The 24,297-nt window shown below is 44.9% G+C and carries 23 protein-coding genes and 1 riboswitch; of the genes, 8 read left to right on the top strand and 15 right to left on the bottom strand.

Features of this window, described 5'->3' with window-relative positions; genetic code table 11:
* Positions 1-241: 241 nt before the first annotated feature.
* The 11 genes from GT1_RS12860 to GT1_RS12810 form a co-directional block, all read right to left on the bottom strand.
* A complete protein-coding gene (locus GT1_RS12860) occupies positions 242-706 on the bottom strand; it encodes a hypothetical protein (protein ID WP_075757625.1) in 465 nt (154 codons plus the stop codon).
* A 204-nt stretch (positions 707-910) separates the two neighbouring features.
* A complete protein-coding gene (locus GT1_RS12855) occupies positions 911-2,137 on the bottom strand; it encodes an NADP-dependent malic enzyme (protein ID WP_188399084.1) in 1,227 nt (408 codons plus the stop codon).
* Between the two features lie 162 nt (positions 2,138-2,299).
* On the bottom strand, positions 2,300-3,568 hold the full coding sequence (gene larA, locus GT1_RS12850; RefSeq protein ID WP_188399083.1) for a nickel-dependent lactate racemase: 1,269 nt from the start codon (positions 3,566-3,568) through the stop codon (positions 2,300-2,302).
* Between the two features lie 575 nt (positions 3,569-4,143).
* Complete coding sequence (locus GT1_RS22265) at positions 4,144-4,524, bottom strand: hypothetical protein (protein ID WP_250728439.1); 381 nt, start codon at positions 4,522-4,524, stop codon at positions 4,144-4,146.
* A 197-nt stretch (positions 4,525-4,721) separates the two neighbouring features.
* Complete coding sequence (locus tag GT1_RS12840; RefSeq protein WP_223226240.1) at positions 4,722-6,161, bottom strand: four-carbon acid sugar kinase family protein; 1,440 nt, start codon at positions 6,159-6,161, stop codon at positions 4,722-4,724.
* Positions 6,162-6,173: 12 nt separating this feature from the next.
* Positions 6,174-6,977, bottom strand: coding sequence for a 3-keto-5-aminohexanoate cleavage protein (locus GT1_RS12835; RefSeq protein ID WP_075757620.1), 804 nt, complete (start codon positions 6,975-6,977; stop codon positions 6,174-6,176).
* Positions 6,970-7,821, bottom strand: coding sequence for a class II fructose-bisphosphate aldolase (locus tag GT1_RS12830; protein WP_188399082.1), 852 nt, complete (start codon positions 7,819-7,821; stop codon positions 6,970-6,972). The genes GT1_RS12835 and GT1_RS12830 overlap by 8 nt, the downstream gene beginning before the upstream one ends.
* A 52-nt stretch (positions 7,822-7,873) precedes the next feature.
* Entirely contained in the window at positions 7,874-8,590 is a 717-nt protein-coding gene (locus GT1_RS12825; RefSeq protein ID WP_075757618.1) for a FadR/GntR family transcriptional regulator, read from the bottom strand.
* 144 nt (positions 8,591-8,734) lie between these two features.
* Positions 8,735-9,142, bottom strand: a complete 408-nt coding sequence (locus tag GT1_RS12820; protein ID WP_188399081.1) for a heme-binding protein — start codon at positions 9,140-9,142, stop codon at positions 8,735-8,737.
* Positions 9,143-9,177: 35 nt separating this feature from the next.
* Entirely contained in the window at positions 9,178-10,128 is a 951-nt protein-coding gene (locus tag GT1_RS12815) for a bile acid:sodium symporter family protein (protein ID WP_223226239.1), read from the bottom strand.
* 125 nt (positions 10,129-10,253) lie between these two features.
* Positions 10,254-10,925: an aspartate/glutamate racemase family protein gene (locus tag GT1_RS12810; protein ID WP_188399080.1), complete on the bottom strand. Its 672-nt coding sequence runs from the start codon at positions 10,923-10,925 to the stop codon at positions 10,254-10,256.
* A 320-nt stretch (positions 10,926-11,245) separates the two neighbouring features.
* Between GT1_RS12810 and GT1_RS12805 the strand changes: the two genes are divergently transcribed.
* Positions 11,246-12,148 carry a DMT family transporter gene (locus GT1_RS12805; protein ID WP_188399079.1) on the top strand — a complete coding sequence of 301 codons (903 nt, stop codon included), beginning with the start codon at positions 11,246-11,248 and terminating at the stop codon, positions 12,146-12,148.
* Between the two features lie 150 nt (positions 12,149-12,298).
* On the opposite strand, the gene GT1_RS12800 is transcribed toward GT1_RS12805, so the two are convergent.
* Positions 12,299-13,129 carry a helix-turn-helix domain-containing protein gene (locus GT1_RS12800; protein WP_223226238.1) on the bottom strand — a complete coding sequence of 277 codons (831 nt, stop codon included), beginning with the start codon at positions 13,127-13,129 and terminating at the stop codon, positions 12,299-12,301.
* Between the two features lie 292 nt (positions 13,130-13,421).
* Positions 13,422-13,508: riboswitch (cyclic di-GMP riboswitch) on the top strand.
* Between the two features lie 86 nt (positions 13,509-13,594).
* Here GT1_RS12800 and GT1_RS12795 point away from each other — a divergent pair.
* From GT1_RS12795 to GT1_RS12785, 3 genes are all read left to right on the top strand, one after another.
* Positions 13,595-14,248, top strand: coding sequence for an RraA family protein (locus GT1_RS12795; protein WP_188399078.1), 654 nt, complete (start codon positions 13,595-13,597; stop codon positions 14,246-14,248).
* A gap of 72 nt (positions 14,249-14,320) precedes the next feature.
* The gene (locus GT1_RS12790; RefSeq protein ID WP_188399077.1) at positions 14,321-14,779 is read left to right on the top strand and encodes a DUF441 domain-containing protein; all 459 of its coding nucleotides are present in this window, start codon (positions 14,321-14,323) and stop codon (positions 14,777-14,779) included.
* A 129-nt stretch (positions 14,780-14,908) separates the two neighbouring features.
* Entirely contained in the window at positions 14,909-16,771 is a 1,863-nt protein-coding gene (locus GT1_RS12785; protein ID WP_223226237.1) for a methyl-accepting chemotaxis protein, read from the top strand.
* Between the two features lie 169 nt (positions 16,772-16,940).
* On the opposite strand, the gene GT1_RS12780 is transcribed toward GT1_RS12785, so the two are convergent.
* Positions 16,941-18,065, bottom strand: coding sequence for a radical SAM protein (locus GT1_RS12780; protein ID WP_188399134.1), 1,125 nt, complete (start codon positions 18,063-18,065; stop codon positions 16,941-16,943).
* Positions 18,066-18,185: 120 nt separating this feature from the next.
* Complete coding sequence (locus GT1_RS12775) at positions 18,186-19,385, bottom strand: MFS transporter (protein ID WP_188399075.1); 1,200 nt, start codon at positions 19,383-19,385, stop codon at positions 18,186-18,188.
* Between the two features lie 128 nt (positions 19,386-19,513).
* Between GT1_RS12775 and GT1_RS12770 the strand changes: the two genes are divergently transcribed.
* The gene (locus tag GT1_RS12770) at positions 19,514-20,419 is read left to right on the top strand and encodes a LysR family transcriptional regulator (RefSeq protein WP_188399074.1); all 906 of its coding nucleotides are present in this window, start codon (positions 19,514-19,516) and stop codon (positions 20,417-20,419) included.
* Between the two features lie 151 nt (positions 20,420-20,570).
* Entirely contained in the window at positions 20,571-21,359 is a 789-nt protein-coding gene (locus tag GT1_RS12765; RefSeq protein WP_188399073.1) for an alpha/beta hydrolase, read from the top strand.
* Positions 21,360-21,421: 62 nt separating this feature from the next.
* On the opposite strand, the gene GT1_RS12760 is transcribed toward GT1_RS12765, so the two are convergent.
* Positions 21,422-22,111: an esterase family protein gene (locus GT1_RS12760; RefSeq protein WP_223226235.1), complete on the bottom strand. Its 690-nt coding sequence runs from the start codon at positions 22,109-22,111 to the stop codon at positions 21,422-21,424.
* Between the two features lie 252 nt (positions 22,112-22,363).
* On the opposite strand from GT1_RS12760, the gene GT1_RS12755 reads away from it, so the two are divergent.
* Positions 22,364-23,524 (top strand): acetyl-CoA carboxylase biotin carboxylase subunit family protein, encoded by a 1,161-nt coding sequence (locus GT1_RS12755; RefSeq protein WP_188399071.1) that lies wholly within the window; start codon positions 22,364-22,366, stop codon positions 23,522-23,524.
* Between the two features lie 151 nt (positions 23,525-23,675).
* The gene (locus GT1_RS12750; RefSeq protein WP_188399070.1) at positions 23,676-24,230 is read left to right on the top strand and encodes a CBO0543 family protein; all 555 of its coding nucleotides are present in this window, start codon (positions 23,676-23,678) and stop codon (positions 24,228-24,230) included.
* Positions 24,231-24,297: the final 67 nt, after the last annotated feature.

Raw genomic sequence — 24,297 nt, 5'->3', positions numbered from 1 at the left:
TGCCGCAAAGTATAGCTGCTGGTATAATTATAACTAATTTTTGTAAGGATGCATAATTCAGATAAAAAATGGAAATCCATTCAAATATTAAATATCAGAATATTAAGAGATCAAATCAAAACAAAAAAACGGCAACCGGGGAATAGCCGGAGGCCGAGCTTTTGTTGCAAAATCCGTGTATGCAAACCAAATGTTTAAGCGCCCCTTCCTGCTGCGATTGCGCAGCGAACGGCAAACATTTTTATTTTACAAATTTTATATTGGTTGCTACGTTGTCTCCCGAGCCACCGTTTGTTCCGCGGGAAGTGACAATGATTGTATTCGAAACACCCAGATAGGTTGACGGTATTTTATAAACAATCTCGTAACCGCCAACCATCCGTCCGCTGTCAGTAATAAAAAATTGTTTCTCAAAGAGTTGCGAATGCTTATATTGGGTTCCATTTACCTTGATAAAAGTCAGGTTCCAGTTTGGAATGCCGGTATAGATAACACTCATATACAACTCCGGACCTGAGAATGAATAGTCGTGCATACTTCTGGGATAGTTAGCCGGCGTAAATTGCCATTGGTAGTTACAACTCTGAGCCGTAAAGGCGTGAATATCAACTTTGGTTAAGGCCGGAGCCGGGCCTGCCATTGCCACTGCTGAGCTCAAAAATACGGCCATACAAACCAGCAAAAGGAATACTACAGACTTTTTCATATAGCTGTCCTCCGTTATAGGAATGAATTGGGGGATTGGACAAGCCCCTGCTTCCCTATCGAATATATTCCCAATAAAGCGCAGAAATCCTGCAACGCTTCAATAAAATACGCAAGCCCCGATAATGGATTATTTATTTCCACTATCGGGGCATTGCTTCAATCATACTCCTGCCGGCTAAGGGGTTACACTATACTTTTTCTATCAGCCTAATTTTACCCGCGCCGCAGTTTTTGCCCGCACTTCCTCCGGATCGACTTTAATCCTGGCCACGCCAGTTTCCATAGCCGCCCGTGCCACCGCAGCGGCCACTGCCGGAGCTACCATTGGATTAAATACATCAGGGACAACATAGTCCTCCCGTAGTTCATTCTCAGGGATAATATTGGCGATAGCGTACGCTGCCGCAAGTTTCATCTCTTCGTTAATCTGCCGGGCTCTTACGTCCAGGGCACCGCGGAATAGTCCCGGAAAAACCGATGAGTTGTTGACTTGGTTTGGCGCATCCGATCGGCCGGTTCCGGCTACTCTTGCTCCGGCTGCTTTGGCGTCGGCATAGTAGGCTTCAGGGACTGGGTTAGCCATCGAAATAACAATTGAATCCTTCGCCATACTGCCGATGATCTCCTTGGTAAATACACCTGGAGCAGAAACTCCGGCAAGGACATCCGCCCCTGCAACGATCTCCGCAAGGTTCCCTTGCAATTTATTCTTGTTGGTATCTTTAGCCAATTCAGCCTGCACCCGGTTTAATCCAGGCATACCTTCATACAGCGCGCCGGCCATGTCCACCATAATAACGTTTTCTGCACCGGCGTTGAGCAGTATCCTGCCGATAGCCGTTCCGGCAGCCCCAGCGCCGTTAACAACCATTTTCACGTTTTTTATATCTTTTTTAACAAATCTTAACGCACCGAAAATGCCAGCCAGAGCGGCGATCGCCGTACCATGCTGGTCGTCATGAAATACGGGGATATTCATTTCCTTTTTCAGAATATCCTCGATATCATAACATTTAGGCGAAGAGAAGTCCTCGAGATTTATGCCTGCAAAGCTAGGTTCAAGCAGTTTTATTGTTTCAATAATTTTTGCTTGATCTTTCGTACCGAGACAAATAGGCACGGCATCCACATCGGCAAAGGTCTTATAAATTACACTTTTGCCTTCCATAACCGGCATGGCGGCTTCAGGCCCGATATCACCAAGACCGAGAACACGGGTACCGTCAGAAATAACAGCTATCATGTTGCCCCGGCAGGTATACTCAAAAGAAAGATCTTTGTTTAGTGCTATCTCCTTACAGGGTTCAGCAACCCCGGGAGTATAGGCAATACTGAGGTCATGCATATTTTTAAGCGGCATTTTACTGGCAACCTGCAATTTCCCCTGATGTTCTTTATGCGCATTTAAGGCTTCTTCTCTAATGTCCATGTAATCCCCTCGTATTATAAAGTAGTAGTGATTAGAGCCCCTCTCCAAGGGCTATGTGCTACAATGTTTAAGGACACTGACCGGTTACCGTTTCGACAAGGCAAAGCAAACTTACAGCCGGCTCCAATAACTTACGAATGAGTCGCTGGGGTTGTATCCCTGCTATTTATTGATTAAAGGAACGGTTATGCTTCCCATTGGCATAAGAATAATACGCGGCTGTGACATACCTAATGTATTCATAGCAATTTTCATTGCTTCTTCCATATCCTTGGCCGGTGTGAATAGTAACAGCCGGGCAAGTTCCGGCGGCATGGATGAAACTAGAATAAAGTGAGCTTTTTTCATTAACCGGGTAACCGCGAAGGCTTTATGTGCACCTATCTGAAAATCCGCCCTAACAGCAGTTTCCACTTGCTCAGGTGTCGTATATTGCTGCATAGTTTTCTCGTAGGTTGCCGATCCGGAACCTTCCGCACATTCTCCGAGAATAATCACTACGCCGCCCTTCCGGACCGCGCACCAGGCATTATCCATTGTCTTCTGTAACTGATAGACATTAATATCCTTGGGGTAGCCGCCGCAAGAGGCAATGACTAAATCAGCTTCTTTCTCCACAGGCACCCCGTACACGTCATTTACAAACTCGCAACACTCCCGGTGGGCTTGAATATAGTCGCCTGCGAATACTCTTAAAAATTCTTTTTTTTCGTTTAACACGACATTAATCAAAAAGGAGGGCCGGCACATTTCCGTACCTTCTACCTGATCATGATATATTGGGTTTCCCTCTAGTTTACCGATTACAGCATTGGAATCCAGCATCAAACTATGATTTTTGCGAACAGTTTCATAGTAAGCGACACCCGGCAGCATGGCTTTGCGCCCGCCGCCGAAACCAGCAAAAAAGTGATGTACGACACTGCCTGTACAAATAATGTGATCGGCTTCCACAACCTTGTTATTAAAATAAACGGGCGTTCCATAGGAAGTTGTCCCAAAATACCGGAACTGTCCTTCATCCCGGCAATCGCTGTTATACATCCTCACCCTTTGTGCCACAGCACTACCAACTTCACCAACCATCTCTTCTTCAGTCATCAGCCGGTGCGTTCCCAGTGCGAACACAATCCACATATCCTTGTCCGGAATCCCTGCACTGTTAAGCTCATCAAGCAGTATTGGCATAAAAATATGGCTATTGGCTACCCTGGTAGTATCATTGACAATAAATACAACAGTTTCACCGGGCTTGACAATATCCCGTAACGGCTTACACCCGATCGGGTTACGAATTGCCTCTCGGACAGACTCTGCAGGGTCAGGCAAAACCGAACATTGTTTAATATATAATTCATCAGTTACTAACGAGTCGTCAATAGTGAAGTTGACTTTTCCTTTGCCATACTTATAAGTATAATCCTTTTGCATACTCAATACACTCCATACTTTTTATTTATAAGATTGCCCATGTAACCAGATTTTTGCCAATAGTCTCCGGGACACCGCCTTCCGGAATAGGTCAATCTTAATACACTTCAAATTACCGTTAAAGTGAATAAATTAGATGGATTTTATTCCAAATAACAATAATTATTGTAACCGGTGGACTAATAGACTAACAAGGTATATAAAAAATTGTTGTTTTAATTGTCAGAACCAACAGCAAGAACAAAGCAGCATGGCAATACTTCGCTGGGTTCTAAGAAAATCGGCTTTAAAGTAATCCAGGGTCACTAAGAGGCATAAGTGGGCCGGCGAGAGTAGAATTACGACGAGCACCAACGTCAGTAACACTACCAAAATATTTATCATACTGTTCTCCTTTTTTAGTTGCAGGTTTGAAGGCGCAATAATTGATACCGAATAAGCGAATAAGCCGCATAAAATAAATTTTCCTTTTATACGGCCTAAGCTCAATCTGCTACCTTATAGAACTTGTTTTAACAGTTCGACGATCTCGGTCGGGCTGTCGGCAATACGAACACCGGCGGCCGTCAGAATATCTATCTTGATTCAGCACTGCCCGCGCCATCCGCACCCACGATAGCGCCTGCATGACCCATTACTTTGCCTTTCGGCGCGTGTCTGCCGGCAATGTAGGCTATGACCGGCTTTTTCATGTGATTTTTTATATAACTGGCGGCAGTCTCTTCATCTGTTCCGCCAATCTCGCCAATTAAAACAACGGCCTCCGTTTGTTCGTCCTTTTCAAACATCGGCAGCAGCTTGACAAACGAGGTGCCGGGAATTACGTCACCGCCCACACCTACACAAGTAGATTGGCCGATACCGTTCTTGGTCATTTCATTCACCGTTTCATAGGAGTTTGTTGCACTGCGGGACATTAAGCCAACTGAACCCTCGCTGTAAATCCGGTGGTCCATAACGTAAGTTTCATCCGTCAATTTAACTGAAACCAAATAACAGAAAAAGGAGGTGGCGCAAAACGCTCTATGCATAACAGCGTAAAATGGCCCCTCCTTTTTATTTTACAAATTTTATAATTGTTTCCCCAAAGAGATACGCAAGCCCCGATAATGGATTATTATTTCCACTATCGGGGCTTTGCTGGCTGTTGCGATTATTTTGCCAATAATACCTCTATGGCTTCTTTGAGTGTATTTTGTTCACCGACATTGCCCGGAAAAATGATGAAAGGTATTTGCGGAAATTTACTTTCCGCGCCGGTTTTCCATACCGGTATGCCTGGCCGGATCTGGCCCAGCACATTTGCCTGCTTGATCTTCAGCGCTTTTGTCCCAATATCACTGGAAGTAATGCCGCCCTTGGCGACAATGAAGGCCGGAGTCACCTGCAGCCTGCCAACCAGCGACTGGACGGCCTCCGATATTTTGACAGAACGGGCCAATGCGTCCTGGGGAGAATCATCTTCTAATGACAACAGCCGCCGTTTGGTGTGGACAACTACGGTAGTGCCTTGGCGTAACAGTTCTTCTTCCTGCTTTACGACCGACGCAATTTCCGCCTGAAAACGCTCTTCATCCAGAACCAAGTCGGAATTGAACTCGATAACCTGTATTCCCGGCAAGGTTTTTAACTCTTCCAGTTGGCTTGTCGTCTTTTGCGTATGAGAGCCAACCACAACGATACCGCCGGCGGCAATATCGCCGGTTATCATATCCCGCCTGGTCAGCAGCGGCTTATCGGTGATTGCACCCAGCTCTTTGACAAAGCCGGCCGCTGTGCGGAACAGAAACTGTTTGCCCTGGGCCATTGCGCGGTAAAGCGCGATACAGAACACTTTTATATCACAGGCATCAATGGCATTGACAACTACTTTGCCGAAATTGGTCATAGCCATGAGTTTGTCGGCAATCCCCTGAATATTTAGTGCCCGCAGCTCTTGCAGGGAAATGGCAACCACATTTTCTTTTTTGTAAAGTCCCCGGGATTTTTCTTCAATATAGGAGGATAAGTCCGATGATGTATAGCCAAAGGTCTTATCCTTGGCAAATTCAGTTTCCCCTGCCGGAACCAGGGCATCACCATACTGAACATAGTGAATATTATCAATGGTAAACCGGCCGCCTTCTCTAAAATAAGGGCAGATGATTTCCCCGTCAACCTTTTTGCCTGTATGATGCTCCCATTGCTCCTGCAGCATCATGGTTTCTAGAGGATAATGCCCCCTGAGGGTCGAGTCGCTGCGGCTGACAATCAGATAATCCCGCCCCTGTTCGCCGGCAACCCTGGCAATCATCGCCCCGATATCCCGGTGGGCTTTGCTTGTCTGCTCTTGGGTAAACCCGCGCGAGTTTGTCAAAATGTAAAATACTTTGTTCTTTTCCTGAAAGCCCTGACTAACACTTTCATAAGTCCAGTCGGTATATACCGAAATGTCGTGAACGGTTTGCGTACCTGTCGGATCATCATCCAGTACAATAATTTTGCGGGGGTCACCGGCAACAGCTTGTTGTAACAGCAACGCCACATGATTTTCATCGACCTTAGGATAGGACTTCAGCCGGTCAGCACTCAGGTGTGGTAGTGATTTCATCATTCAACATCCTATTCATCTGCTGAGTATATTGAAGTATTTTCTGGCCTCAGCAGGAGTCATTGGCTCTTTATCCATGGCTTTGAGCAACCGGGCGGTTTTCTCCACCAGCGGTACATTGCTGTCAACAGTGGTATGAGCATCCAAATAGTTGCTATCTTCAAAACCAATTCTAACCGTGCTGGCCCCCATGCCTAACGCGGCGGCAATAATGGAAAAATCCCGTCTGTTGGCATGGGTAATCCCCCACAGCGCCTCCGGCGGTATCATTTGAATCATGGCAGCCAGTGCCTGCGGGGTAGCAGGCGCTTCGCCCTTATGCCCCAGAACGATGCTAAACAGCACCGGGGCACGAAAATCGTACTGCTCCATAAATTCCTTCATGGCAAAGATGTGGCCAATTTCAAAAACTTCCACTTCCGGTGTCTTGTTCATCCTTAATAATTCACCAATGCAGTATTCCACATCATCAAGCGGATTGCAATATACAGCCTTCCCCAGATTGGTGGAGCCGACATTCAGAGAGCAGGCCTCGACAAGCTCCGAATACAGGGGAACACAGCGTTCCTGTATGGAAAGCCGGGAAACACCGCCTGTCGATACTTCAATGATGATATCCGAGTCTTTGCGGATCAACCGGAGTGTTTCCTCCAGGAGACTCATATCGGTAGTCAGGTTGCCGGCAGCATCACGGACATGCAAATGTACCATCGCAGCGCCGGCTTGCCAGCATTGTAAAACTTCTGCCGCAATGTTAGCAGGAACAATGTGTTTATCCGTACTCGCTACCGGAGCAACGGAAATCATTACTTTATCCATTATTGCCCTCCTTGTAGGAAAACGCTATATACTTTTTTACAATATCTTTTACATAGCCAATCTGGTTTAAGGAAACTTCGGAAAAATGAGGCTGTTGAGCTGCTAACAGTCCGGTTGTCTGTTGGACAGCATATACCGAGATTTCGGTATTGACATTGATTTTGGCAATGCCCCGGGCGATACAGGCTAAGATATCCTGCTCCGGCAGCCCCGAGCCGCCGTGTAGAACCAGCGGCACGGCAATCAGCCTGTTAATCTGTTCCAATATATCAAGCCGCAGCAACGGTGCTGCCTGATATAACCCATGTACCGTCCCAATAGAAACAGCCAAAGCATCCACCTGTGTCATTTCCCCAAACTGTTTTGCCAGTGCAGGCTCGGTATATACCTGTACACTGGTTGCAGACCCTTCGTGGGAATGTTCACCGGCCGCCAGACACCCCAGTTCGGCTTCGACCGTTACACCGCAGGCATGAGCTACCCGGCAAACTGCCGCCGTATTCTTTACATTTTCTGCAAAGGGCAGTTCCGAGCCATCATACATTACCGAGCCAAACCCTGTACGAATAGCGCGAAAAACAGTAGCTAAGTCACTGCAATGATCAAGATGCAGGCAAACAGGGGCGGCACTCCCCTCGCCTAGGCTTTTAGCAAGGGTATAGGCCGTTTCCAAGGACATATTCTGCAGATACTTGGCGCCAAAGGCCAAAATAACCGGTTTCTGCGTTTCCGCTCCAGCATCAATGATGCCTTTAAAGGTTTCATAATTATAGCCATTGAAAGAACCAACCGCATAATGATTGCGATAAGCGTCTTTAAGTATGTCTTGCAAATTCACCAGCATGGTAAATGCCCCTTAGTTGGTTATCGGCACGGTTTTGCGCTCAGTCTCAGCTTTAACCGGTTACCTTTTCCCAATATTGATAATGAGTTTCCACTACTTCATTGATTTTAGTCCGGTCCTTTTCTTTGAGTACACGGACCATTTCTCTATGCATAAGCAGAAACTGCTGTGTTGCATTTTCATTAATAAATTTTTCGGTGGCTTTTAGCCTGGATTTTTTGGTTATTTGATCAATATAGGAGCAGATTCCTTCTAATAACGCATTTTGCGTAATCGCGACAAGCACCATGTGAAAGGCTGTATCGGCTTCAAATATAGCATTGGCATCCATGTTTTCCTCAGCAATTTTCTGTTCCAGTGCCTCCATCGCCTGTTCGACTTTATGCACGGAATCCAAGTCCAGCTTTTCCATAGCCAATTGAAAAATGCCTGCATCAATTACTTTACGCAATTCCACAATTTGTTTGGCCGAATCCTTTTGTAAAATAATTCCGTACAAAACAGGGTAGAGCATTTTGCTGTCAAAGCCTTGGTTTACAAAAGTTCCTTCTGCCCGCTTGATGGTAAGGACACCGTAGGCAACCAATATCTTTATTGCCTCACGCACAGAATTTCGCGCAACGCCCATGGATGCGCAAAGCTCATTTTCTGTTGGAATCTTGTCTCCGGGTTTCAACTGTTCATTAATAATCGCATTGGTAATATTGTCAACAATCTGATCAACAACAGATTTTCCGCCTATTTCTTTTAAAAAAGTTTGCACCGGCATGTTGGACCCCCTGATGATATTTATTCTTTAAGTATAACATCATACATTGGCCCAAAACAATATAAGGCATCTTGCGGCACAATACTCTTTCACAGGCAAGCGGATTCAGATGGGGTTAAACCCCCACCTGAATCAAGTCTCCATTTATAAAGTTGGTGCAGCGGCAGCAACCTTAGCGGCAATTTCTCCGTCTTCTTTCATACCGCCAATACCTACGGCGCCAATAACTTGCTGCCTGTCATTAACAATAGGCACTCCGCCCGGCAATCCCACAAACTTTTCGTCGGAAAAGTAGGAAATATTAAGATTTTCCCGCTGTAGACGCTGTAAAAAATCGGCCGTGCTTACTCCCATCCTGGCAGCGGTATACGCTTTATTGGGAGTAAGGTTGATGGTTAACAATTTGGCTCCGTCCAGCTTGTGAAACAGAACCGGGAAGCCATCCTTATCACAAACCGCCACACTAAAAGGCTTCCTGCCATATTCTTGGGCAACAAGCTCTTCGGCGTAGTCTGCCACTTTTTTTGCCGTTGTCAAGGTGATATTATCCAATATCTTCAACCCCTTCTTTAACTTCGCCAGCGTTGTTATTGCCGGGTGCTGCCGGCTTGAGCCATAGCCAATTCCTTTTTCTCTTCCTGCTCACGCCAGTAGCTGGCCAACAGCGGACCGGTAAGATTGTGAGCCAAGTTAAATATCGCGGCAGGTATGAAGGCTAACGGGGCAAGATGGGCTAAGGCCAATGCCATCGCCAGTCCTCCATTTTCCATGCCGATTTCAAAACAAATAGCCTTAGCTTTGAAATGAGGCATTCCCACAGCACGTGCCGCCCAATAGCCGGTTGTAAGACCAAGTATATTATGCAGAAATACGGCAATTATGGAAATCACTGCAACCTGGGCCAGCGATCCGGCGCTGAGCGCAAAGCCTGAGCTTGTCGTAATGAAGATAGCGATAACCGAGACAATCGGAATGACCGGCATAATCCTGTCAACAAAATCCGAAGCAACGCCGCGAATAACAGCGCCTAAAAATACGGGTACCAGGACGATCTTCAAGATATCCAGCAAAATCTTTTCTGCATCAACCGGAACAAACGAGCCAACCAGAAAAGCGAACATAAAGGGAGTAATTAACGGAGCAATGATGGTATTAATGGTAGATACTGTGATCGACAGCGCCGTATCCCCTTTAGCCAAAAATGTCATAACATTGCTGGCCACGCCGCTGGGACAACAGCCTACCAGAATTAACCCGGCTGCCAAAACCGGCGGTAAACTAAGAACCTTGGTCAAAAATAACGCAATAAACGGCATGATGATATACCGCAAAACGATACCCCAAAAAACATCCTTAGGGCGTGAAAAAACCAGCTTAAAGTCATTTATTGATACGGTTAGTCCCATGCTCAACATTACGGCCATAATGCAGTAGGGTACATATTGGGATAACGGCTTAAACGGTTCAGGATTGTAATAGGCAGCAATAACACCTAAAATAATCCACACGGAAAAATACCTTGTAATAAACTTTACCATACTCCCCAATTTTTCCAGCATTATTTACGCTCCTTTACACCTTAATCAAACTGAGTTGCTTTTTGGTTAAGACTGAATTTATATTGCTTTGTACCTATTAATACAAGTTCCATTGCCAGTTCGCGTTATAATAAGCCCTTTTTTACCAATGCTTCCTTGAGTGCAGCAGCCCCGAATCGCGGACTGGATAGCACCGGTTTCCCGCATTTTTCATGGATATATTCTTCACAATAGGCCATTGAACCTTGGGCAAATAAAATCACGTCAACCCTATCGCTGATTTCCCCCGCATAGTTTGTCATCAGTTCTTTGAACTGTTTCTGATCAAGCCCGAAAGCACCGTCAACTAAAACATCAACCAATTCCACATGCTTATTCATTTCCCGCGCCACCCGTAAGATGGTATTTTTAGTGGGCGTCAGCGTTGTCGGCAAGGTAGCCATCACACCGATACGGACACCCTGCCGGACAGCTTCCCTGCACATGTCTTCATCGATACGCACAATAGGAATACCTGTATATTTGGCAATATCCTGGGCAGCATCCGCCACCTCCCCTACTGAGGAACAGATGTTGAGAATAGCGTCAGCCCCATCGCTTACTGCCTTCATATACATGCCGACAAGTCTGGCCGCCGGAGGTGCCGTAACATATCCGGCCTCCCGGACCTCTGCCAGAATTGACGGGTCCTGATTACTAATAATCTCCGTACCCTGCGGCAGTAACTGACGAACCTCCTTCTCCACCAATTCAATCAATTCCGGGGTAGTACTCGTATACACCAAAGCAACCTTCATTATGATTCCTCCCTTTTATAGTATGTAATACATACTACATCCTACATTTAACTGTTCACATTATCTCATATTTCTCTTTTAAAGTAAATAGCGACTTTTCAGATATTTCAATCGGGTTAATTTTTAATAGATACCTTTAACATTTTTCATCATATTATAAGAAAAAAGAGTAAACTCAGCCAATCTGGCAGAATAAAAAAGAGTTACGCAAGATAAAAGGCTTTTTTACTTTATAAATAAATTTACTGCGCCCAAAAATTACAAATTTGTGCTAGAATATTCTTATTGAAAAAGTAGTGTTTAACTGGAGAAAATGAATCATGCATTCAAAAAACGATAAAATGTATTTTTTCCTGGTGCTGACGGCTGTTTTATGGGGCGGTAATCCGGTTGCCGTTAAAAGCGTGCTTGGCGAAATAACCCCCATTATGACAGTTCTCATCCGTTATATTGGCATCAGTGCCATTCTCTTAAGCATCATGTTCATAAAAGAAGGGCGGCATGCCCTGCCGCCCAAACATCAAATACTGCCCCTCATCCTGATGGGGATTACCGGCATTGTGCTAAACAATGGCCTTCAGTTTATCGGCTTGCAATACTCAACGGTTGTCAACTGCTCACTGGTAGCGGCAACAACCCCGGCAATAACCGCCATCCTGGCAGTACTATTTCTAAAAGAAACCATGAACAAAAAACAATGGCTGGGAATTTTCATATCACTGTTGGGAGTTGTTTACTTGGTAGCCCACGGCTCAATGGAAATTATTAAAAACCTGTCGTTTAATAAAGGCGACCTATTGTTCCTGGTCAGTCAGGCCTCCTGGGCAGTATATACCCTGCTTGGCCGGAGGGTAATGGAAGATGTGTCGCCAATGGGGGTAACGGCGTGGGCCGGGTTCAGCGGAGCAATTTTTATGGGGATAGCCGCACTCTATGAAGGAGTGGCAGCACCGTCCAGACTGTCTTATGACACCCTGCTCTCATTAAGCTATATGATAATCGGCAGCGGTATTTTAGCAATGAACTGGTGGAACACCGGGGTCAGAGTGGTAGGCGCTAACCGCGCCGCCATCTTCACAAATATAATCCCGCTAGCCGCAATGGCGCTGTCGGTAGTATTGCTTCACGAACATGTAGGCTGGCATGAAATTGCCGGCGGCATCTGGATAATCTTCGGGGTATATCTTACTACCAAGAAAACCCGGGCGGTACGGACAGCATAAACGTATCTTCCACGGTAAACCCCTACCTCTACTTGAAATTGGTAACCAATCACCTGTGACTAATAAAACGGCTGAGAGTACATCTCTCAGCCGTTTTATTGTCTGGCAAGGCACCACCCGCCTGAACCTGCCAGATTCTTTAACACGGAACTATATCTTCCTGGCAAGAATACAATTCACCGCATGGCGATGCGGAATTCCTGCCGAATCGCAGTCAATGATTTCTTCCCCACAGCGCAAAATCTCCCAGTCATGATAATACCCGGCCAAATCTCCCGACGAAAAGAAAAATTCATTCCTTTCCCAATCAGGTGCTAACTTAATGAATGGCTTTTCAACAAAAATAAGATGAGCGTTTAAGCCACCGGTCTTTGTATATTGTTTATACTTATCAAAATGCTTTCGCCGCTCTGCCGGCGGCAAGAATTGGAGTGAGCCGTGAGAGTAAATCACATCATACTCTTCCGCCAGGTCATAGCCAATCATATCAGCATGAATAACATTCACCGCATAACCTGACAACCGGCTATAGCGTTTAATCTTTTCCACACCGGGCGCGGAAAGCTCCAAGGCATCTACTTGCAAACCGCATTTGGCAAAGTAGATTGCATCCCGGCCTTCGCCGCTGCCAATATCCAGCAACCGTTTATTCGCTGTGTCGCCCTGCAAAATGTCGATAATTTGCCCGGCAAGCTCTGAAGGCTGTATTCCCCAATAGAAGTTCTCTTTCCGATACTCTCCGTCATACGGCCCTGCCTTGCCTGCAAGACTTTCTCCTGTCAGCAGGTAGTCAATGGACACGCCGAACAATCTTGCCAAAGGCGGGAGCAGCAGGGTATCCGGCAAGGCATTGCCCTGCTCCCACTTGGAAATGGCCTGCGGCGTTACCTTTAGTAAGTCGCCAACCTTTTCTTGTGTATAGCCTTTTTCTTTTCTCAGCAAAGCAATTCGCCGCCCTAGTTCACTATCATTATGAATCATAGCATCTTCCCTCTTTGAGTTGTTCAGTACTGACAACCTCATTGTAAACTAACCGCAATTTATAAGTCCAGCAAACTATAGTTGCAAGTGTTCAAGGCTAATTCAACCTGTGGTTGTTTTTATATTACTGGTATATTGAACTGTTAAAAACCCGGGAGCGTCCCGTCGCTTCTATTAAGATTTGGCAAGGTTTATTAACATCTATTAACATTTATAGAATGTTTATACAAATTCATGTTATTATCTTAGCGTATAGGGTATTAGCCAAATGTAAAGCCTGGAATATACATAAATACATATTGAGCATACTTATCGAAAGGTAAGGACGCAAAGCCATGGATCTAAGGGCGAGGATGCCTATGACTGCCAGGTTGCCGTTTGGTTTAACCGCTAAACGCCTCATAAACCAGCTATGGGGCTGGTTTATTTGTTTGGGAAAAACAGATTATGAAAGGAGTTGGCGAAATGGAGTTGACCTCATTGCAAAAAAAAATACTGGAGTATATTGATTACAACCGGATGAGTACAACCGAAATAGCCGATGCTATGCATAAAACGGGAGAGTTGGATCCCAAATTGCAGATTTTATTGCCTGGCAGCAGAGTAGCAGGACTCATTCACTATATTCCTGCGTTCAACAGCTCTAATTATCATGTACATAATTATATCCGCAGTACGCCTAAAGACGCTGTAGTTTATATTGATGCAGTGAATTGCGACGGCAAAGCGATTATTGGTGATCTGATTGCAAAATATATTTTTTCCCATCGTCAGGCCAAAGGCATCGTGGTTAGCGGCTTGGTACGCGATGTTCAACAACTGATCAAAGAAAATTATCCCATGTGGACTTATGGCCGGTCGCCAATCGGTTGTATTAATACAGATACCGGCTTTGATGAGGATTATTATAACAAACGTAAACAGGAGTTGGACGGTGGAATTATCGTTGCTGATGATTCTGGTGTTATCGTAATCAAAAAAGACCAGATTACCCAGCATATGCTGGAACGGTTGGAATTTCTGGGAAAACAGGAAGCTGTCTGGTCTGATTGTATTAACCGGTTACAATGGGATACTTTTGATACTATTTGTTTAAAAAAATACAATGAAATTAAATAAGCCGGGATAGCTCACTGCAAGCTGACAGTTGCTGTTATGAACCACTGAAAATCATGGCTAGGATGTGAACAAATGAATTGGGATAGCCTTCCTTTATTGATAATACTGGCGTTATCGATTATCGGCAATAACCATACTGTAGCTGTAGCTGCCTTGGTTCTGCTGCTCATTCCCAGATTAGGTCTTGAAAATTACCTGCCGTTTATAGACAAGCACGGTATAAATATTGGTATTGTCATTCTGACAATTGCCGTCCTGAGCCCGGTTGCCCAGGGTCATATAGCTATGAATGACATGCTGGCTATTTTCAAGTCACCGGTTGGCTTTCTCGCAGTTGTGATTGGGGTTTTCCTGGCCTGGGTGGCAGGTCAGGGAGTCATTTTTATGAAAGAATCGCCGGAAACAGTGTCGGCTCTGATTATCGGCACAGTTATCGGTGTTTGTTTCTTTCGCGGGCTGCCTGTCGGGCCGCTTATTGCCGGCGGTTTGGTGGCACTTTTAGTAAATGTATTGGGGTTATTCAAACGATGAACAAGCACGGGTAACTTATATTCGTGCATTTCAACAAGGAGCTAATGACTAATGAAAAAAAAGTTTTTTATTCTGTTGATAATTATTAGTTGTATCCCATTGCTCGGAGCCTCTCTTTTTTCTTTTTCATTGTATTATAAATCCCTCCAGGACGATTTCTATTCACTTAGTACCAGTGAACTGGAAGTATTAAAGTCAGAAACCCGGGATTATATCGATAAACACCTTGAGGTACTTAGAGGGACCGCCCAGACCGCCCCGGTAAGAAATTACGATCTCCCGGCGGCAGGTCAGCTGCTGAGTGACACACAGAAAGTATTTACCGCACTTGCCATGACTGTTGATGACAATAAAGGTAATCAGCTGGTAAGAGGCGATAATGCCAAATTAGTAAAGGTTGGCGACAGGACTTTTTATCAGGAAGCGATACAAGGAAAAGAGGAAGTAATTTCTGAAGTTCTGATTAGTAAGACAGACGGCAAACCGGTAGTTGCTATCGCCACACCGATACGTACGGAAAATGGAGCAGTGACCGGCGTTTTGCAAGCCTCCATCAATCTCTCATTTCTTAAAGACTTTGTCATTAAGCGGTCTCAAAACGGAGTTACCGCCTACATCCTCGATCAGGACGGAAAAATTACCGCCCATCCCGATGAACAGGTTTCAAACGAACGCAAGGATATGAGCAGCCTCCCCTTTGTGCAGAAGGCAAAACAAGGTCAAAGCGGCAGGGAAGAAATCATTGATGATAATGGTGTCCGTAAGCTGGTCAATTATGTGTATGATCCTAAAACACGCTGGATTATTTGCATGGAAAAATCCTTCGATGAATTTAATGCTAAAAATGACAGACTACTGATGGCAAATCTCTCTATTCTGCTGATTACCATCCTGGTGGTAGGCTTCATCAGTGTGTTTGTTGCCAATTACATTACCAGGCCTATTATCCAACTGGTAGACGCCACTGAAGCTATGAAAACCGGTAATTTGAACATTGAAATAACCAACCAGCAAAATGATGAGATCGGTAAGTTGGCACAGAACTTCAATGCAATGATTGGCGGACTCAAGAGCCTGCTTAGACAAGTATTAGTCACGGCTGAGGCAGTTTCATCGTCATCCGGACAGTTAACAGCCTGCGCGGCCCATTCTGAAGTTACGGCAGGACAAGTCGCCAATTCCATTGCGAGCATTACTGACTCTGTCAACGAACAAGTGGCTACTCTTGATACTACCGCCTCGCTGATAACCGAAATTGTTGACAACATTCAACAAATTGCTGCCGATTCCACTGCAGTTGCTTCCGTATCAGAAAGGACTGCTCAATCAGCAATGGACAGCGGCAAATCAATTGAACAGGCAGTTTCCCAAATGCAAAACCTTGCGGTCAATGTTGAAGAATCCTCTAAGCTTGTAACAAAGCTGGATGATCGTTCTAAAGAAATTGGGCAAATTCTTGATACTATTTCAGGAATTGCCAGTCAAACCAACTTATTGGCATTGAATGCGGCTATCGAGGCGGCTCGCGCCGGCGAACAAGGACGCGGTTTTGCTGTTGTAGCTGATGAAGTGCGCAAACTGGCGGAACAATCCCAACTCGCCGCCAAACAAATCGGCGAGTTAATTATCGAGATCCAGGCAGATACTCATAACGCCGTTGCCGCAATGAACAAAAGCAGTGATGTAGTCAAACTGGAAGTCTCGATGGTTAGCAGTGTTGGTGATACCTTCAATGAAATTATTGCCATGACCAACCAAGTATCAGGACAAATTCAAGGTATCACTGCCTCTATAGAAACGATTGCCACAAATAGCCAGAACATCTTGACTGCAGTCCAGGATATCGAATCCATGAGCAAAAATACAGTAACGCAGACAACGCAGGTTTCAGTAGCCACCCAGGACCAGGTTACGGCTATCGAAGAGGTACAGCACGTACTGGTCAATACGGCTGATGCACTGCAAAACGCAGTTAAAAAGTTTTCGTTATAATAGGACTGTTCTCCAAACCAAAACCTGTTACAGTTTTATGAATACTTGCCATCAAATACAAAAGTTCCTGCAAATTATCAGACCATTTTGCAGGAACTTTAAAATTCTATATGTTCTTATCTATATACAAAACGGTTAGGCAGCACCCACTTCAATTAGATACCCCAATCTAAAAATCCATAATTTCCGGTTTATAGCCGTCAGGCAATTCTTCTTCATGTAAAAATGTGAAACTATCGTCATTCAGTATTGGTATAAATATTTCGTACGGAATCATAGAAAACTCACAGGCATAATTGCTTGCTCCGAATAACATACCCGCTTTGCTGCTCAAATTTAACCCTCTTGCAAACTTTGTGTAGTTGGAGCAATCATGCACAGCTGCATCCCAGTTTTCTTCAGCAGCTATTTTCATGAATTTCAAAGTTAATTCCCTGCTCCAAACGGGAGATATATAGCCATGCCGGGAAATATACATATTTTCCCCATAATAATTACCTATGTTATTCTCATTCAAATGTAATTCCGCACAATTGATAAAATCCAGTTTCGTTTCAAAGATTGCTTGCTTTTTCTTAAAAAACACTTCGAAAAACTCGGGAGTCATTGGAGTTTCAATACCTACATGTTTAATATATTTTTTCGCCAGGCCAATATTTTTAATTACTTTGTCCGAACAATTAGAAGCACCTAAGTTGAAACGTATCTCATTAAGCCCGGCTTCACCTAATGCTTTCAGTGTTTCTTCTGTAGCTAACGTGCCATTTGTGTATAAATGCTGATAAATTTGAGCAGCACTGAATTTCTTTATAATCGGATAGTATTTTTCTATTTCCATAAAAGGCTCTAAATAAACGTAGGAAATGCCAGTGGGTTTTTGGTAAATGGAAAGCAGCAAATCAATATCCTTCTCGTAAAATTTTGTGCCGCCAATTTCCCACAGGCCTTCGCCAACCGGATGAATGTCGTCCAGTTCGCCATAATTGTAACAGAACTTACATTCTAAATTACATGTGTTCGTTTTCCTAATTGCGCTCAGCCCGGTACCCAACAGACAAGAACGGCAGCCTTGGGGGAATTTGCTTTCATTTCCCACAAAAAGAGTTCTATTTTCTAAGGTTTGCAAGCCTCTGATTTCCGACATCAGCATCTCATTTCGATGATCAATTGCTGCCTCAATTTGCGCAAAGGTAGCGTAAATGATTTCTTCATGCTTGATGCTAATTTCTTCTTCCTCAGACAATTGTGAAAAAAAATCAAACCATATCAACGCATCTTTCTTGGAAATTCTCATCATGTATCCGCCTATCTAATTTAATACTTCACACGCTTCGCCAAGTGTGAATACAATCAAACTATAATATTTAAATTATACTGGGTTATGCCGCAGTTTTCAACAAGGTCACCGGGAATGTCAAGGAGAACAGGAAATAAACCGCTTTTCAGGCTGCGCTTTTTTCCCGCACCAAAGATAGTATAAGCCCATTGCCAAAAGAGCGACTCCGGCCATACTCATATATAGACCGCGAAAACCGAAGAAAGGAACCAACAGACCCAAAAAGAACGGCCCTAATCCCACCCCGATATCTGTAATGGCAAAAAAAGTCGATGTTGCCAGCCCCATGCGATGGTCTGGCGACGACTTAATGGCGACCGCCTGCCCGCTGGACAAAAAGGTGCCAAAACCAAGCCCGATGAACATCCCGGCCAGCAGAAGGATGAAATCCTGCCGCGCCAGGCTTAGTATAGCCAGGCCAATCGCAAAAAGAACAAAAGACGGATACAGCACAAACCCCTCTCCCTTTAAATCAAACCAGCGACCGGTTAGCGGCCTGGAAATCAGGATGGCTGCCGAATAAACGATAAAGAAGAAACTGCCTGCCTCTATTAAATTAATTTCTCTTGTGTAGGAGGCGATAAAACCGACAATTCCGGAATAGCATAAGCCGAGAATTGCCCCAATCGCCGAAATCGGCAGTGCTTTAAATTCAACGAAATTGCTCAATGTAAAGCGCTTCATATCCTCCAGCTGCGCCGCCGTTAACGCCGCTTCCGGCACTTTTAGCAAAAACGCCGCAATATAACAAATGACCACCAGCAAAATACAGATACCTAAAATTGCGTTAAAGCTTACCTGCTGGTTCAGATATATTCCTAAAAACGGGCCAAAAGCCGACGCCAGCGTACTGCTCATTGCGTAATAGCTGATACCTTCGCCGCGCCTTGCCCCCGGAATAATGTTGGCGACAATGGTCCCGGTGGCGACTGTAGCCAGCCCAAAGCCTACTCCGTGCAAAAATCGGACAAAAAAGAGAAAGTGCAGATTGGTTGATTTAAAATATAACAAGGTGGCAATCAGATACACGGTCAAGCCTATATAAAGCATCTTTTGCCGTCCGACCAGCTCGACTGATTTTCCGCCGAAGAAACGGGCAAAAAGCGCCCCCACAATGAAAAGGCCTACCGCAAGACCGGCTTCACTCAAAGAGGCCTGCAGATTATCCACTGCGTAACCCGCGATTATAATCATCAGCAGAAAATACACCAGATATACGAGGAAGTTCACCAGCGCATTAAGCAAAAAATCCTTTGTCCATATTCGTGCCTTTGTCATGTTTATCTCCTCTGTTAATGTATAGCAGTTCTTTCCGATGTGAGTAATTATAGCATTGAGGATTTATAATTAAAAAGATATAATTAACTATATATTCATTCCTCAAAAGCTATGAAAAGGTGATGCCTATGGATTTGCTTCAATTAAGATACTTTCAGGTTGTTGCCCGGCTGGAAAATATAACGCGTTCCGCCGAAGAACTCCATATTGCCCAGCCCTCTCTCAGCAAAACCATTGCCCGTCTGGAGGAAAGCCTGGGTGTTCCCTTGTTTGAGCGTACAGGAAAACGAATCCGCCTCAACCTGTTTGGCGAAACTTTTCTGAAAAGGGTGGACCGGATCTTTAACGAACTGGAAAACGGGCAGCGTGATTTGGCAGACCTGGCCGGTCTCACAGACAGAAGCGTTACTGTCGGCGTCTCCTCCTCCCGTCTGCTGCAAAATTTTCTGAAAGAATATTTGACAGCTCATCCGGGTATTAAGTTCCGGCTTCGTCATATCACCAATCAACAGGAATTGCAAACGCAGCTTATAACCGGGAAAATAGACCTTAGTATATTTTTCTCGCCAATTGTACATCCGGAAATTCATTGCGAACCGCTGCTGGTTGAGGAGATTTTCCTGGCCGTTCCACCTAATCATCGCCTGGCTGAACGGACCAGCATACACCTGAAGGAGGCGGCCAACGAATCCTTTATCAGTGTTACCACCGATTTCGGCTTCCGGACCATTACAAATAATTTTTGCCTGCAGGCCGGTTTTACTCCCACGGTTGCATTTGAGATTGAAAGCATTGATGTAATAGCAAGCCTGGTCAATGCCGGACTGGGTGTAGCCTTTCTGCCTGCCTGCTGGTATCAGGAAGAAAGGCAGCAGAGTTCGCCGGTGAGCCTGCATATTGAAGCACCCTCCTGCCGGCGAACCTTTTGGTTAGCCTGGAGGAAGGAGCGTTATCTGCCTGAAGCCATGCGTAATTTCAGCAAATCGGTCATTGAATATTTTTCATCCGCAAAAGCAAAAGCCTTCCCTGATTGAAGGGTCTGTATTTCATCCCGCAGTACATTGGCACGATTATCTCCTTATTAAACTCCGGCCTTCTTCTTGCTTTCAGGCAAAAGATCAGCGTTGTTTTCCCAGGGGGAATTATGGCATAATGTAATGACGCAGCAGCACAATGGAGGTTTACATGAAAATAATCGATTGGGAGGATTACGTACCCAATCCTCACGGGCATACAGTGACCGGCAACATAAAGATTATCGAAAGGTTCCCGCTGCCTCAGCTCAACCGTTACCGCAGAATATGGATTTATCTGCCGCCCGGTTATGAGCAGCCGGAGCAGAGTTATCCCGTCTTATATATGCATGACGGGCAGAATTTGTTTGATATGGCAACCTCGTATTCGGGAGAATGGCGGGTTGACGAAAGCCTCTACCGGCTTTGTACAGAAAACAGAACGAACGGTGCGATTGTTGTTGGCATTGACAACGGAGCCACCGTCCGTTTTGATGAGTATATCCCGGGCTACAGCGGGGATAAATATGCGGCTTTTATTGTGGATACTCTTAAACCTTTTATCGACAGCAAATTTCGCACTCTGCCGGACCGGTACAATACGGGTACGGCAGGCAGTTCACTGGGTGGGCTCATTTCTTTGTATATGGGTTTTACACGACCGGATGTATTCTCCCGCATCGGCGCCTTTTCCCCGGCTATGCATTTTGCCGGGGATTGTCTCAACGGCTGGTGTAAGGAAGACGATATGAGAATCTATCTTGACGTGGGAACCAAGGAACTGCTTTCGTATAATAGCGCCCGCGAATACGCGGATTTTGTCTGGGACAGCTATTACCGGCTTATTTGCGCCGGTTTTAGTCAAGAGGAAGTAAAGCTGATTATCGAAAAGGATGCTGAACATAACGAGGCAGACTGGGCCAGACGGTTTCCTGAAGCTTTTTTGTGGCTCTTTGGTTAAACGCAAAAAACGGTCCGTATCACGTCATTGTGATACGGACCGTTTTTTACGTTTTTTCTGCATCAAAAATGATGATATCCCAGTTTATCAAGGAAATACGGCATTTGTATCCGCCACCAAGACCAGTCATGCGCCACATCATGCCCCCAGATGTCAAACCAGGCAGGAATGCTTTTGGCTTTGAAGATTTTCATCAGGTTATATGTGTCTTGCAGCGTTTCTTCCTCCCAGGCCCCTTGCCCGGAACAGATAATCATCGTGCTGCTGCGGAGCTGATCGAGAAACCAGGGGTCTGTCAAATTGGCAAGATAGTGAACCGGACTATTATAATAAATATTATCGTCCATAAAATTGCCCATACTGAAGCGCAAATCATAGACGCCGCTCAGAGCGATGGTTGCATCAAAAACGCCAGGATATTTGCAGAGAAAATTCAGGGCATGGAAGGCGCCGAGGCTGCAGCCTGTGGTCATTAGCTGATGAAACGGACTGCGGCTGCGGATATATGGCACCAGTTCCGCCAGGATATAATTTTCATATTCCCTGTGCCGGTGGGCGCGCTGCTCCGCGTTCTTGTTCGTATGCAGCCAGGTTTGCTCATCCACGCTTTCTACGGTAAAAAACTGAACGGAGCCTGCATTAATAAATGATTGGCAGGCTTCCACCATTTTAAAATCTTCATATTCATAAAATGTTCCTCCGGAAGACGGGAAAACAAGAATAGGTTTGCCTGCATGTCCATAAACCTTCATCTCCATGTCCTTCCAAAGACTGGTGCTCCAATGTTTATGATATTCAATGTGCATTCCAATCATCCATTTCCTTTTAGTACTGATTATAACATAAAACGCAAGACAAAAGCAGGATTTCGTCAAAAAGCAACAAATATATATTAATATTATAATATTTATGTATCATGCATGAATACATCACTGAGTCAGCGGAATAGCTGTGCTGTCCTATGATAAGCAGGCTGAACACTAAAAGGAACAGGAGGACTTCCTATGAATGTTGTTTTTTTATCACCACATTTCCCCAGTAACTATTTACATTTTTGTGTTAACTTACGCAAATTAGGTGCCAATGTGCTCGGAATCGCTGACGAGAAATACGAAAATTTAAGCCATTCGCTGCGCGAGGCGTTAACAGAGTATTATCGGGTCAGCGACATGCATGACTACGACCAGCTTGTGCGGGCGATGGGTTATTTCACCCACAAATATGGTAAAATTGACCGGTTTGAGTCGCATACGGAATATTGGCTGGCGACAGATGCCAGAATCCGTACGGATTTTAATATCCCTGGCATAAAAAATGACACAATCGATGAAATCAAGCACAAATCGTTGATGAAGCAAAAGTTTATCGAAGCAGGTGTGGAGGTAGCTCCAGGCCGAGTGGTTTGTTCGCTGGCAGAGGCTGAGGCATTTATTCGCGAAGTGGGCTACCCGGTTGTGGCAAAGCCTGACAGCGGGGTTGGCGCCGCCGGCACTCACAAAATTACCACTCCGGCGGAACTGACCGATTTATTCGGCGACGGCAATTCTGGGGAATATTTCCTGGAAGGGTTTGTCCAGGGCAAGCTGTACACCTTTGACGGGCTTGTTGACAGCAATGGCAAGCCGGTGTTTTATACCTCCCATACATATTCTGCCGGCATAATGGAGACAGTCAATGACGACCAGGACATCTACTATTACTCACTGCGGAAGCTTCCCCCGAACCTGGAAAAAGCGGGGCTGGCGACGCTGAAGGCTTTCGGCATACGTGAGCGTTTCTTCCATTTTGAGTTCTTCCTGACTGCCAGGAAGAAAGTCATGGGACTGGAGGTCAATATGCGGCCGCCAGGCGGTTTTACCATGGATATGTTCAACTTTGCCAATGACATTAACCTTTATTACGAGTGGGCAAATATCGTTATGAACGGTACTACCGCGCTCGATTACCAGCGAAAATATCACTGCGCTTACATCGGACGTAAATTCAACAAGAATTATGTTCATTCCCATGAAGAGATCATCGGGAAATACGGCCGGTATATTGTACAGCACGAAGCGGTCAGCGGCGTATTCAGCGCGGCACTGGGCAATTACGGCTATCTGGTGCGCTCGCCGGGGCTGAGCGAAGTTATGGAAATGGTTGAGTTTATTCATCAAAAGGAATAGTATATTCCCGTAAACGTCAAGCTGCCAGGCCGCCTTTTGGGGCGGCCTGTTTATTATTTTTAGAAATATAACTATATATATTGAGATTTTGGAGAAGATAAAAAAATCACTGAAATTGCATTAATATTTAGCTTAGGGAGTGGAGCATGGCTTGAATGATCAAGAAATCGCAAATCGAATCCTTGATTTGACCTTGGAAATCACTCGCCTTAGTATATATGAATGGAGATACCTTGACCTCTTTACCTGGCAGTGGTGGCTTCTGGTAACAGTATTCATTATCCCCTGGATTATCTTTATAAAAATGGTCGATAAGAAACAATTACCCGCAACGCTGCTATTAGGCTCGTGGGTGCTGATTATTTCCGAATCATTTGACCATATCGGCTACGAACTTGGCATGTGGACATACTTAGTTGAGATTTTTCCACTTTTCCCTCGATTTGAAGAAGTCAACTTTTCTGCTTTGCCAGTTACATATATGCTTATCTATCAAAATTATAAGGATTGGAAGAGATACACACTGGCAATTGCAATTGCTGCAGGTATATTTACTTGGATTTGCGAACCAATATTGATTTGGCTGAACCTTTACATTCCCTTAAAATGGAACCCGACTTACGGATTTCCCATTTACATAGCCATTGGATTAGTTACCAAATGGGGAGTTCAAAAGGTTAATAGCTTAGCTGGAACCAAGGAGTAAAGGGTAATGAAGCAACGCCTTCATTACCCTTTACTAATCCAAATATATCGCCAGAAAATATCGTAAT

Source organism: Sporomusa sp. GT1 (genome assembly GCF_014634905.1).
In the GTDB taxonomy this organism is placed as follows: Bacteria; Bacillota; Negativicutes; order Sporomusales; family Sporomusaceae; genus Sporomusa; species Sporomusa sphaeroides.
This window is presented reverse-complemented; position numbering and strand designations above follow the sequence as displayed.